The sequence below is a fragment of the Pseudomonas sp. LBUM1659 genome (genome assembly GCF_059716045.1).
Window position 1 is genome coordinate 1086981 of record NZ_CP166797.1, and the last position, 12733, is coordinate 1099713.

Sequence of the window (12733 nt, forward strand, 5' to 3'; positions counted from 1 at the left end):
TCGCAGGTGAATTCGGTGGCCACTTCGAGGCGCAGCACTGTCATGGTATTGCGTCGACTGGCTCCCACAAAGGTGACCGAGTATGGATGATCACGGACGTAGTTCTTCTTCCAACCAGCCAATCCTTTATGTACTCGATACCAACGTATTGATTCACGATCCAAACGCCCTGCTTAACTTCGAAGAACACCACGTTGCTATCCCGATGACCGTGCTTGAGGAGCTGGACAAGCTCAAGAGCGGGCATCACAGCGTGGCTGCGGAATGCCGCCAGGCCATTCGCCTGATCGACAAGACGCTGGGCGATGCCAGTCCTGAAGATGTAGAGCTGGGTGTTCCGATCCAGCGTGGCAAAAGTGGTCCCAAGGGTTTGCTGTCAATTCTGATGAGCAAACGCGCCGAACCGAACATCATTCTTCCCGAACACCTGAACGACAACATCATCATCAATCAGTTGATTGATCTGCACGCGCGCGAACCCAAGCTGCCCGTCGTGCTGGTCACCAAAGACATCAACATGCGCCTCAAGGCCCGGGCGTGCGGGATCGCGGCCGAGGACTACAGCACCGACCAGTTGGTTGACGACGTTTCATTGCTGCCCAACGGTTACCACAACATGACCGGCTCCTTCTGGGACCGTGTGAGCAAGGTCGAAACCCGTCAGGACCACGGCCGCACCTGGCACCAGGTGCAGTTGATCGACAACCTGCCAGCGGTGCACATCAATGAGTTCATCATTGACGAACAGGGGTTTGTTGGCTGGATCAAGGAGATTGCAGAAGACCGCTTGCTGATCCTCGACCTGCACCAGGAACCGCTGCTGCATCAGGAAGCCTGGGGCCTGAAACCGCGTGACATCTATCAGAGCCTGGCGCTGTATGCCTTGCTTGACCCGGATATCCACCTGGTCAACCTGACCGGTGCTGCCGGCTCGGGTAAAACCATCCTGGCCCTGGCAGCGGCGATCGAGCAGACCATGGTCAGCAAACGCTATCGCCGGATCATCGCCACCCGTAGCGTGCAGGGTCTGGACCAGGAGATCGGCTTCCTGCCCGGCACCGAAGCAGAAAAAATGGAGCCTTGGCTGGGCGCCATCACCGACAACCTCGAAGCCTTGCACATGGATGACGAAAACACCCATGGCAGCGTCGATTACATCCTCAGCAAAGTGCCGTTGCAGTTCAAATCCCTCAACTACATCCGAGGTCGCAGCTTCCAGCAGAGTCTGATTTTGATCGATGAATGCCAGAACCTGACACCGCACCAGATGAAAACCATCATCACCCGTGCCGGCGCCGGTTCCAAAGTGGTGTGCCTGGGCAACCTGGCGCAGATCGACACCCCTTACCTGTCCGCGACCAGTTCCGGGCTGACGTACCTGACCGAACGCTTCAAAGACTTCCCCAACGGTGTGCACATCACCCTGCAAGGGGTGCCTCGTTCGATTCTGGCCGAATACGCCGAATCGCATTTGTAAACCCTCTGATAACCGGGCGAGCTCAAAGTCGCCCGGTTTTGATCCGCTGCTTTTATCTAGTAGTAAACTAGCTTGTACTCCTAACGGCCCTTTGGAAGTTTGTAATCTGTATATTTTAAAAATCTTAATTTACAATACTCCACGTTTCCAAAGCCAAGGCAGTAGGGTTTAGGGGGTATTATTTTCGAAACTATTTATTCGTTGATGATGCGACTTGTCTCTGCGGAAAAAATGTCGCGGTATTTTATGTGTAAAAACGCACCTAGCAATATTGCACTAGCACCTGAAGCAACAAGAACGCCTCCGATTGACAAGAACTTTGAAAGCCATGCCCCAAAAATTGGTCCTGTAATCATAAATATCAACATCAAACTGCGGCTGGATGCTGATACTGCTCCCAGATTAGATAGAGGGCAGTATTTCTGAAGGGTTACGCCAAACCCTAAAGATGTCAATCCATAGGCATACCCAGCAATGGCAAATACTAGTATTAGTATTGCTAATGTTGTCATATTGCCAGGTTCAGTTAATAATCCCGCCATTACTACCATCAGGCCGAATGTAAATAGGGAGAACGTTGAGCAGAAGAAAATTTTATGAGGGTAAACTAATTTGAAGCTCAAGCCTGCAATAATTCCACCTATTGCGGTAGAGCTAACGACAACTCCAAATACGTATTCGTCGAGCCCCAGGTTTTTTATATGCAGACTAAGTAGCGAGTCATAGCATCCCAGCACAGCAGATTGGATTAAGGCACAGATAAAAAATAGTTGTGTGGATGGGCCGGAGCTTAGTAATACTTTTAATGCCTCTAAACTCCCAAAGGACCGCTTATCAGATGTGCGTATGTTTTTTTGCCGGTTACTCATAGAAAGAAAAATCACGCAGAATATCCCTAACAGTGAAAAAAGCGCGGAAATTAAAAAGCCATACGCTTTGTCTGACATGCTTGCAATAACACCTGCAGCTAAAGGTGAGCAGACCTTGATAAATTGATCCATTACCGTGATTAGTGAAATATTACTGATCAGGTCTTTGTTTGTAAGAAGCTTCCTCGTCAAGATTATTTCTGCCGCGCCAGACCCAAGGTTCGATACACCCTTAAGGAAGACTAATGTTAAGAAAATAGATTCAGAACTCGTTCCAAATAAAAGGCAGGCAACGATAAATCTGAAGGTGAAACTTATTAGTAAAAATTTTATAGGACTAGTATGGTCTGCTAACGTACCTATTAATGGCCCCAGGAAAAGTGCTGGTAAGCCGTACAGCGCCGCTGCATATCCCAAAGTTTGTGGGGAAGCGTCATATGCGAATGTAAGTACAGTAAAAATTAAAATAAAGTCTACCCAGAGTGTTACAGAGCTACTAAATCTCACTCCACATAAATAACCGTAGCCTTTCACGCGGGGAACGCTCACTGCGCTATCCCCTTGGCGTGGTACATTACGTCATCTACCACAAATGTGGATATATTATTAATTGAGCAAAATAACTCAAGATCTGAAAGTGTGTTTATAAAACCTTTGCCTTTGAAATTCAGCGAGGTATTGCAAAGGACGCTGACGCCCGACTGTTTTTTGAACTCGAGTAGAAGCTTGTACATTTTAATATTGTCTTGAAGGCTGACTGTCTGAACTCTTGCTGTTCCATCGATATGAGTAATTGCTTTAAGTCGTTTGTCAATTACATGATGAAATGACAGCATGAATTTGCTTTGAATGCAGTTTTCAAAGTAAAGATTGGCATCCTCCTCTATGCAGATGGGAGCTACTGGGCGATAGTGCTCTCTTTTTTTTATGGAGTTAAGCTTTTCAGTTGTGTTCGCAGAAAATGGTGCCGCTATTATTGATCTATTGCCTAGGGCTCTGGGTCCTATTTCACAATTTCCCTGTACCCAACAAATAATCTCTCCAGAAATAAGCGCTTCGCACACGTGTTCGAGTACCAATGGACTTGTTGAAAATGAGGAGTTTTTTGTGGGGTTGAAAATAAAAGGTTGTCCTGAATATACGGACCATTCAAGTTTTGCCTTACCAGTTAATAAATTTTGGGCAATCGCGGACGCCCCGATCCCGACACCTGTATCATTTGTACACGGTGGAACAAAAAACCCGTCGAATAATTCGGAGGTTTCCCATTTTTTGTTCCATTCACAGTTCAAGCCACAGCCGCCTGCAATTAAAAGCGGAAGCTTTTCTGTAATGTGTGTACTGATGAAATCATAAAATTCGTTAAAAAGCTTGTCTGATAGCTTTCTTGCCAGGTTGCAAAATTTCGTTGTGTTGACACCTATGTTGTAAAAGCCGCTATCTTTTAAGTCAAGTTTGTTGAGTGTGTCTATTGCTGAGTTGCAGTTGATTATGTAGTCAATAACCTTTGACTCGGATGCATCTGGTTCACCATTTGTTCCAAATGCAGCTAACGCCATCATTTTTCCCGCGTCACCGAGCCTGCAATAACCTTTTTTTAAATTGAAAGTTGGATCGGCTAAGCCGTAGGTAAATGCATAGCGAAGACCCGGCCCTTGCAGAATATTACCTATAGTTTGAATCGTCATGTCAGAGTTGATTTTATAAAAATTGCCTATGAAGCCCTCCCAAAGTAATACGTAGCAAGATGTTTTTTCCGCATAGGGGGACAGTGCGTAAGAGGCGAATATGTGTGATATTTCATGGCTGCAGTTTATCCACGCTATATTTTTCCCAGCAAAATTGCAGGTTGATTGTTCGATATTAAGACCAAGATAACCGCCTTCAGTTGGATGATTTCTGGGGTCCATACCTTCAGCCCATCCGCTTACAGCGATTGCGTCAAGATCTTCTATGTTTTGAACGGCGTGGGTTATTGCTGAGCTCAGGGAAAGAGGGGCATACCTGTTGCCGCCATTTTTTCCGATTCATAACTGAAGACTAATTTTCCATTTTCAATGAGACATATATGACCGTCATGGCCCGTGTTTACGCCTAGTATTTTCATTGGTGATTCCTTATGGGTTTTAACCAGAATAGGTACATTTCACTGAAAAAATTTGGGTTAAAGTTTTCAAATAACTCCCAAGCGCTAAAAAGAGAATCCAGGTTCGAATGCTCGTTGAATTTTCTAAACGCAGGGGATTTGTTTTGTCCTTCCTTTTCAAAGCCTGCAAATTCACAATTTAAGGTTCTTATTAATGAGTGAATGTCACGGGTTGTGAACGTTTTTTCCAGCGGGTTGAAAAGTAAATCCATGCACCCACTTCTACTAAAGAAATCTTGTGAGTTAACTATTTCGCTTATTCTTTTGTATTTATAGTTTTGAATTGACAAATTCCGTATTCTTTCTAAATTGCTGGGTGTGTAGAGGATTTCGTTTTTGGACGCAAGGTTTGCCAATTCTGCAATAGGAGTTCGAGCGTATGTGCTATACAGTCCTATTTTAGCAATACCACCATTTTCGAGGGCGGAGAGAATTGCTTGGCATCCTTTCAAAGGATCTTGTAAGTGATGTAGAACACCAATGCACTCAATAAGGCTGAACCTCATATTTAAAGAGAGAATGTTATTTAGGTCGCCGTGGATGAACTCCAAGTTTCTAATGTTGTATTCTTCCCTCTTTCGTGTGGCATATTGCAAGCTTGCTTTGCTAACATCCAGTCCTATGATATTTGTATGTGGGTAAGTTAAGGCGAGTTGAATCGCATGACGTCCAGTTCCACATCCTGCTACTAATATGTTGTTATTGTTTGGCGGTGCTTGCGTTAGGTTTAGCTTTATGAAAAGCTCATCGAGTGTCGATTCAGAATGTTTTGGTTTGGATGTCCATGTTGGATATGGATTTGATTCATAAAAATTCTGGATAAGCGTTCTGCTTTTCTGAAGGATTGGTAATGTAACTTCTTTGTTTTGCTTTTTAGTAATCCGGCAATTTAAATGGTTTTGGCTTTTTAATGTGTTTATAACGTTTGTATCTGAGTAGGATTCAAGTATTAACTGCGCATCAATTTTTATTGTTGATGACACTTTTAGGGCTTTTTCTTTTAGTTTTTCTACATTTGACAGTTCTTCTTTATCAGTCAGATAGATGAAATCATTTAGCTTGCATTGTTTTTTTAGGGCGCGAAGGAATGCTGGGTGTGTTTTTTTGTAGTTGTTGCTGAGTATGGACTCTATTAGTTTTTTTCTTATGGTTATAATGGCTTCCTCTATGATGTGGTTCGAAATTAGGCTGTTACTCAAAAGTTCTAAAGCAATTTGCTCCGATTCGATTATGTCCAGAATAAGTATGGCGCACTCTTTTTTTGTATGTGTCATCTTTGCAAATTTGAGTGCTAGCTGTGAAAAGTACACTCGGGTTAGTGTGTCAATGTCTATTCCTTCTGTATTAAAAAGTGTCGCTAGACTGGCGAATGTTGCTGCATCAAATGAGGTAAGGTGGACCGACTGAAGTAAATCAAGATAGTTAAAGGCAATTCTGCTTTTTGTGAAGCCTTCTATTTTTGCGGCTGATTGGTATGTCCAGAGTGCAGCATTGGTTTTTCCATTTTTTTCTTGAATGGATGCTAGGTTTTGATGGAACTTAAGTTTGTCCGCTTCTGAAGCTCCTGGTAAGTCGCAAGCAAGCTTGTAAAGGCGTTCTGACTTATTTTTGTCACCCAGTGCTTCGTATAAAGCCGCAAAATTGTTCAACGCTTTTACGTTTTTTGAATCGTTCTTTATACTCAATTCGTATAGCCGTGCAGCTTCTTGGAGTTTGTTGTTGTTAAAGCTGGAATCTGCCATTTCTCTGATTTTTTCGGAGTATTCTTTTTTTCTCAACGTATCATCGTGCATGTGAGCACCTAAGAATAATTTGTTTTATTTTACTGCATTCAAAAGTTTTACTACTCCGGGGCTAAGAGGATCTTGCAGGCCATGTCCACCTGCTAAAACAAATAACGAATGTTCATTAAATCCATCAATCTTTATAAGTTCATTTAGTAGGTTGTCTATAAAGTATCCGGTTAGCCAGGTGTTAAGTTTGTGAGCTGTGGCTACGAGATTGAATGTCTGAGATAAATGTCCAACATCCATTAAAGCTGATCGATAAGCGCGTGAATGTGGGTATTTCCACCAAAGCTTATCAAATCGCGAACTCATTACTATCAGGAAGCCCGCTTTCACTGCGAAGTTTTGATGGCATAATATTTGTGATAAGTCGGCGTTTATTCCACTATCCAATTTTGTTAACACATGCTGGTGGGACCTATAGTGATAGATGCCTCGCTCCAGGTTGCTAACATTTAAAGCAATCAAGTAGGCCTCGGTTGCTTGCAAGCACCCGGCGCTTGGTGAGGATCTACGATAGCCCACAGTCGAAATACCGCGCTCTGCGAGATTTTTTTTATGCGAGTCGCCGTGGATTTTTCCGAATGTAGTGAATAAAATATTAGATACAATTTCCAGTGGGACAGACTCCCCATTGAAATTTCGACTTGTTGTCCTCTCCCATAACGCTTTCTTCAAGCTATAAGTGTCAATTGCGTTGCTGTTCCAAGGCGGAAGTTTTATTAACTCTCCCTCTCGTTCAATGTCGAGGTTTGGAGCGCTTTCTGCGATGCTTTCGCAAAAGCTCACATAGCCTATCTCTTTGTTTTCTTCAGTGTTTGTCAAGTCGCTTGGAAAATTGTGCTTGCTTCCAAGATGAAATATTTTTGAAATAGGGTCCCAACCCCAAGGGCCATTAGTTTTTTGCGTATTTTGATATTGTTCAGCTTTTTCGCCTATTAGTAATATTTCTGCTTCAATCAGTATTCCATCCTCGGGTTTTGATGTGTAAGGCATACCAACTAATTCGTTGAGTTCGAAAATTCTGTCAAGATAGCGTCGTTCGAATATCTCGTACTGTTCACCTGTTTCCAAGTTCCATAATCCGAAAATCCCTTCGTTTAAGGTAATTGTCAGGTTTTCATTAACTTTAAACTCGCTCATCTTACATGCTCCGTAAAAACTGTGCCGAGAGAGTCTGGAGGCTCTCTCGGCATTGGCCAAAATTAACTGACCAGTTTTGATTCCGGTTTTGCCGGTGTAATCAGGATGTTGTAAGCGTTATTGGAAAGAGCTGTTAATCGAGTTTGCAGATTTGCTTTGCGCATAATAAGAACCTCTTGAGTTTTAGTCTGTATGGATTGAAGTCATAGGACTTCATTGGCGAAGCTAATCGCGTTGTATTTGCTAGTCAATAACTGGGCTTGTAGGATGGTTCGTGCCTGGATGGTTGATAAGTCTTACGCCGAATTCTTACCGGCAACTATTTTATTAAGTTAATCAGGTTATTGCAGCTAAGCACTTCAACTACATTTGCTTCGATGCATTCTTAGAAAGTCTTAATCGGTAGTATTTAGTTACGTAATGGCTTCTTTGGGGGCGGCGTCAGCGAATACCAAAAAATATTGTCCAACAGCAGGAGAATCCTGATCGATGAATGCCAGAACCTGACACCACACCAGATGAAAACCATCATCACCCGTGCCGGCGCCGGTTCCAAAGTGGTGTGCCTGGGCAACCTGGCACAGATCGACACCCCTTACCTGTCCGCGACCAGCTCCGGGCTGACGTACCTGACCGAACGCTTCAAAGACTTCCCCAACGGTGTGCATATCACCCTGCAAGGGGTGCCTCGTTCGATTCTGGCCGAATACGCCGAATCGCATTTGTAACAGCTCCATCCAAACCGGGCGGCCCCCAAAGGTCGCCCGGTTTTTTGTGCCCAACACAAATCCAAATGTGGGAGCGGGCTTGCTCGCGAAAGCGGTGTATCAGTCAAAATAAATGTCGACTGACACTACGCCTTCGCGAGCAAGCCCGCTCCCACGGGGTTATGTGACGAACCGATAATCAAACGTGCGGAAAATTGACCCGCAGGTTTACAATCGACGCTCCTGATCAGGAGTAACCCTGTGCTGACTCATCTCGATTCCCAAGGTCGCGCCAACATGGTCGACGTCACTGAAAAAGCCGTGACGTTCCGTGAAGCGACGGCCCAAGCGCTGGTACGCATGTTGCCCGACACCCTGCAGATGATCGTCAGCGGCGGTCACCCCAAGGGGGATGTGTTCGCCGTGGCGCGCATCGCCGGCATTCAGGCGGCGAAGAAAACCAGCGATCTGATTCCCCTGTGCCATCCGCTGATGCTGACCGGCGTCAAAGTCGAACTCAGTGCCGAAGGTGACGACACCGTGCGCATCGTCGCGCGTTGCAAGTTGTCCGGGCAGACCGGCGTCGAGATGGAAGCGCTGACCGCCGCCAGCGTGGCGGCATTGACTATCTACGACATGTGCAAGGCCGTGGATCGCGGCATGACCATCGAAAGCGTGCGATTGCTGGAGAAGGTCGGTGGCAAGAGCGGTCATTTCCAGGCAGATCAGCAATGAACGTCACCGTGAAGTTTTTCGCTCGATACCGCGAAGCGCTCGGCGTGGACTCGGTCAAGGTTGAAGGTGATTTCGCCACGGTCGACGACGTGCGCGCACTGCTGGCTCAGCGCGACGGTGCCGATGTGCTGAGCGAGCAGAACCTGATGTGCGCCCGCAATGAAGACCTTTGCCAGCTGGACGAACCGGTCAGCGATGGCGATGAAGTGGCGTTCTTTCCGACCGTGACCGGGGGCTGATCCATGGCGATTCGCGTGCAGTCCACGGCGTTCGATCCCGGTGCCGAAGTCAATGCCATGCACGCCGCCAATGTGGGCGTCGGGGCGGTGGTAAGTTTTGTCGGTTATGTGCGCGACTTCAACGACGGGCTGGATGTGGCCGGGATGTTTCTTGAGCACTACCCGGGCATGACCGAAAAGGCCCTCGGCAAAATAGGCCTCGAGGCCGAGCAACGCTGGCCGCTGTTGAAGCTGGAAGTGCTGCACCGCATCGGCGCCCTGGAACCGGGCGAACCGATCGTCTTCGTCGGCGCCGCTAGTGCCCATCGTCAGGCAGCCTTTGATGCCTGTGCCTTTGTCATGGACTACCTGAAAACCCGCGCGCCGTTCTGGAAGAAGGAAAACACCAGCGATGGCCCGCGTTGGGTTGAGGGGCGTGACAGCGATCATGCGGCGGCGGATCGCTGGAAGAAGTGAACAGTCTGTTGTTTCTTTGTCGTCGGCATTGCCGCCTTCGCGAGCAAGTCGAATCGTCGCACCGCCGCTCCCACATTTAACCGAGTTCTCCCAGAAGAATGCGGTCGAATGTGGGAGCGGGCTTGCTCGCGAAAGGGCCGTCAGCCGCACCGCATAAACTTCATGACTCACCTCCCGACCATAGGCCAGGTATGATCCCGTTTGGCCGATTGACGACCAATACATAAAAGTCCAGTATGGAATTCTAAGTACAAAAAAGCGTTTCCCGTTTCAGCTCTTTCTTCTGTCTTGCCAAACCAACAACAACCCGCGAGAGAACGAACATGAAGAAATTCCCCCTCATCACCGGTCTGGCCCTGAGTCTGTTGGCGTGCAGCAGCGTGTTTGCCGCCGAGAAAGCCCTGCGCATAGGTATTGAAGCCGCTTACCCGCCGTTTGCTTCCAAAACTGACGAGGGCAAGATTGTCGGTTTCGACTACGACATCGGCAATGCCCTGTGTGCGCAAATGAAGGTCGAGTGTGTGTGGGTCGAAGGCGAATTCGACGGTCTGATTCCTTCCCTGAAAGTGAAGAAAATCGACATGGCGCTGTCGTCCATGACCATCAACGAAGACCGCAAGAAGTCGGTGGATTTCACTCACAAGTACTACTTTACGTCGTCGCGCCTGGTGATGAAGGAAGGCGCGGTGGTCGATGACCAGTACGCCAGCCTCAAAGGCAAAACCGTTGGCGTGCAGCGCGCAACCACCACCGACCGTTATGCCACCGAGGTTTTCGAACCCAAAGGCGTCAACGTCAAGCGCTACAGCAACAACGAAGAAATCTACATGGACTTGGCCGCCGGTCGCCTCGATGCCATTTTTGCCGATACCATTCCGCTGAATGACTTCCTGTCGATGCCCCGTGGCAAGGGCTACGCATTTGTCGGGCCGGAATTGAAGGACCCGAAATACGTGGGCGAGGGCGCCGGGATTGCGGTGCGTAAGGGCAATGCTGAGTTGGTGAGCGAACTGAACGCGGCCATTGATGGTATTCGCGCCAATGGCGAATACCAGAAGATTTCGGACAAGTACTTCAAGTCAGACATCTACGGCGATTGATAGTCCGTCATCGCGGGCAAGTCGAATCGTCGCACCGCCGGCTCCCACATGGGTTCTGTGTTGATCACAAATCCCCTGTGGGGGCCCTGCCAGCCAACACACCTCTCAGCCCTTCAATTCCTTCAAATGCTTGTAAACCGTCGCCCGCCCCATGTTCAGCACATTGGCCACATAGTTCGATGCGCTCTTGCCCTTGAAAGCACCTTCGGCATGCAGCGCCAAAACCAGTTCGCGTTTGTGGTCGCGTGTCAGCAGGTTCAGGCTCAGCTGACGTTCGCGCAGCCAGGCGTGCAGGAAGGTGTTGATCCGCTCCTGCCAGTCATCCCGAAACAGTGAGTCCGGTTGCGGGATCAGTTTGCTGGGCGAAAGGAACAGGTCGAGCGCCGCTTTTGCATTTTCGAACAGCGAGATGTTCAGGTTGACGCACAGGACCGCGAGCGGATGACCTTCGCTGTCGCGCAATATCGTGCTCAAGCTGCGAATCTTCTGACCATCCCAGTTGAGCTTTTCGTACGGCCCAATGTTGGTTTCGCTGACATCGTCGCTGAGCATGTCCTCCAGCGCGGCGTCATCGCCGATTTCGCGTTTCGACAGGTTGTTGGCGATGTAGTCGATCTTTTGCGTGCGCAGGTCGTGCAGCACCACCTCGGCATGGGGGAAGAACAGCGTGGCGATGGCATCGGCAATCGCTCGGTAGTTGTCCAGCGCCGGGTCTTTTTCAGGTGCGTTCATACAGTGGAGCTCCAGGCAGCGTCAGCGCCCTGCAAAAGGGGCGCTGGAAGTTTGCCGTAATCGTGTGGACACGTCACCTGACCAGTCGATCAGCCCAGGCGTGCGGGGGAGAGCATCTCGGCGTCCAGCCCGAAACGCGTGAGCTGTTCGGGCAAGCTTTCACCGCGTACCAATGCAGCACTGGCCTGGCCCATGGCCGGCGAAGTCTGGATGCCGTAGCCGCCTTGTGCCGCGACCCAGAACAAGCCGGGCACATTTGGATCGAATCCGGACAGTAAATCACCGTCGCTGACAAAGCTGCGCAACCCGGCCCAGGTTCGGGTCGGACGGCGAATGGTCAGGGTTGTGGCCTCTTCGATCTGGTAAATGCCCATGGCGATGTCCAGTTCTTCTGGCTGTACGTCGTGCGGTTCCACCGGGTCGGCATTGGCGGGTGAGCCGAGGAACATGCCGGCGTCGGGTTTCATGTAGAACGACTCGTCGAGGCTGACCAGCATTGGCCAGTGATGGATATCCACGCCCTCGGGGCCGGCGAAGATAAAGGCAGCACGGCGTTTAGGTTGCAGGCCCAGCGACCGGGCGCCGGCCAGTGCACCGATTTTGTCAGCCCAGGCTCCGGCGGCGTTGATGATGATGGGGGCACTGAACGTCTGGCCGTTGGTGGTTACCTGCCACACGCCCTCGGCATCGCGGGTCAGGCCGAGCACTTCGGTGTCGGTAATGACCTCGCCTTTGTTACGTCGGATGCCGCGCAAGTAACCCTGGTGCAGGGCATCGGTGTCGATGTCGCTGGCGGTCGGGTCGTAGATCGCGCCATGAACTTTTTCCCGGCGCAGGATCGGCATGTGCGCACAGGCTTCATCGGCACTGAGCAGTTGCATCTCGGGCACCGTGGCTTTGGCACTGAGGTATTGATTGTTCAGTTCGGCGGGGTCGCCAGTGAAGTCCACGGTCATCTCACCGCGCGGCGTCAGCAACGGGTGTTCGCAGAAACCGGCGGGCGGGGCGTCAAAAAAATCGCGGCTGGCCTGGGTCAGTGCGCGAACCTGAGGTGTGCCGTAGGCGGCGGTGTAGAGCGCGGCGGAACGTCCGGTGGAGTGATAGGCCGGATGCGATTCGCGTTCAAGCACAATCACCCTGGCCTGCTGCGACAGCCAGAAACCGGTGGAAGCCCCGGCAATCCCGCCGCCGATGATGATGAAATCTGCCTGGCTCATGAACGTCTCCTGATGGGGCGCAAATGCCATTGATATAGAGGAACCCTGTGGGAGCCGGGCTTGCCCGCGATTGCATCACCGCAGTGTGCCTGACGGAGCGAGGCGCCTGCATCGCGGGCAAGCCC

At 49.3% G+C, this 12733-nt stretch carries 11 protein-coding genes and 1 pseudogene; 6 read left to right on the top strand and 6 right to left on the bottom strand.

Going from position 1 to position 12733, the window contains the following annotated elements:
* Positions 1 to 82 precede the first annotated feature (82 nt).
* Positions 83 to 1477 (top strand): PhoH family protein, encoded by a 1395-nt coding sequence (locus ACA048_RS04805; RefSeq protein WP_497628153.1) that lies wholly within the window; start codon positions 83 to 85, stop codon positions 1475 to 1477.
* 194 nt (positions 1478 to 1671) lie between these two features.
* Here the strand turns inward: ACA048_RS04805 and ACA048_RS04810 are convergent, their stop codons facing one another.
* From ACA048_RS04810 to ACA048_RS04825, 4 genes are all read right to left on the bottom strand, one after another.
* Entirely contained in the window at positions 1672 to 2895 is a 1224-nt protein-coding gene (locus ACA048_RS04810) for an MFS transporter (protein WP_497628154.1), read from the bottom strand.
* Positions 2892 to 4256, bottom strand: a complete 1365-nt coding sequence (locus tag ACA048_RS04815; protein WP_497628155.1) for a carbamoyltransferase C-terminal domain-containing protein — start codon at positions 4254 to 4256, stop codon at positions 2892 to 2894. Before ACA048_RS04815 ends, ACA048_RS04810 begins: the two co-directional genes overlap by 4 nt.
* 193 nt (positions 4257 to 4449) lie before the next feature.
* On the bottom strand, positions 4450 to 6285 hold the full coding sequence (locus ACA048_RS04820) for a methyltransferase domain-containing protein (protein WP_497628156.1): 1836 nt from the start codon (positions 6283 to 6285) through the stop codon (positions 4450 to 4452).
* 24 nt (positions 6286 to 6309) lie between these two features.
* On the bottom strand, positions 6310 to 7422 hold the full coding sequence (locus ACA048_RS04825) for a SagB/ThcOx family dehydrogenase (protein ID WP_497628157.1): 1113 nt from the start codon (positions 7420 to 7422) through the stop codon (positions 6310 to 6312).
* Positions 7423 to 7901: 479 nt separating this feature from the next.
* Between ACA048_RS04825 and ACA048_RS04830 the strand changes: the two are divergent.
* From ACA048_RS04830 to ACA048_RS04850, 5 genes and pseudogenes are all read left to right on the top strand, one after another.
* Positions 7902 to 8150, top strand: a pseudogene (locus tag ACA048_RS04830) (PhoH family protein); the annotation flags it as partial.
* Positions 8151 to 8390: 240 nt separating this feature from the next.
* A complete protein-coding gene (moaC, locus tag ACA048_RS04835) occupies positions 8391 to 8864 on the top strand; it encodes a cyclic pyranopterin monophosphate synthase MoaC (protein ID WP_497628158.1) in 474 nt (157 codons plus the stop codon).
* Positions 8861 to 9103, top strand: a complete 243-nt coding sequence (moaD, locus tag ACA048_RS04840) for a molybdopterin converting factor subunit 1 (RefSeq protein ID WP_149628750.1) — start codon at positions 8861 to 8863, stop codon at positions 9101 to 9103. Before moaC ends, moaD begins: the two co-directional genes overlap by 4 nt.
* A 3-nt stretch (positions 9104 to 9106) precedes the next feature.
* Complete coding sequence (moaE, locus tag ACA048_RS04845) at positions 9107 to 9559, top strand: molybdopterin synthase catalytic subunit MoaE (protein ID WP_497628159.1); 453 nt, start codon at positions 9107 to 9109, stop codon at positions 9557 to 9559.
* Positions 9560 to 9882: 323 nt separating this feature from the next.
* The gene (locus ACA048_RS04850) at positions 9883 to 10659 is read left to right on the top strand and encodes an ABC transporter substrate-binding protein (protein ID WP_497628160.1); all 777 of its coding nucleotides are present in this window, start codon (positions 9883 to 9885) and stop codon (positions 10657 to 10659) included.
* A 105-nt stretch (positions 10660 to 10764) separates the two neighbouring features.
* Here the strand turns inward: ACA048_RS04850 and ACA048_RS04855 are convergent, their stop codons facing one another.
* Together ACA048_RS04855 and ACA048_RS04860 are read right to left on the bottom strand one after the other, a co-directional pair.
* Positions 10765 to 11391, bottom strand: coding sequence for a helix-turn-helix transcriptional regulator (locus ACA048_RS04855; protein WP_497628161.1), 627 nt, complete (start codon positions 11389 to 11391; stop codon positions 10765 to 10767).
* Positions 11392 to 11480: 89 nt separating this feature from the next.
* Positions 11481 to 12608, bottom strand: a complete 1128-nt coding sequence (locus tag ACA048_RS04860) for an NAD(P)/FAD-dependent oxidoreductase (RefSeq protein WP_497628162.1) — start codon at positions 12606 to 12608, stop codon at positions 11481 to 11483.
* Positions 12609 to 12733: the final 125 nt, after the last annotated feature.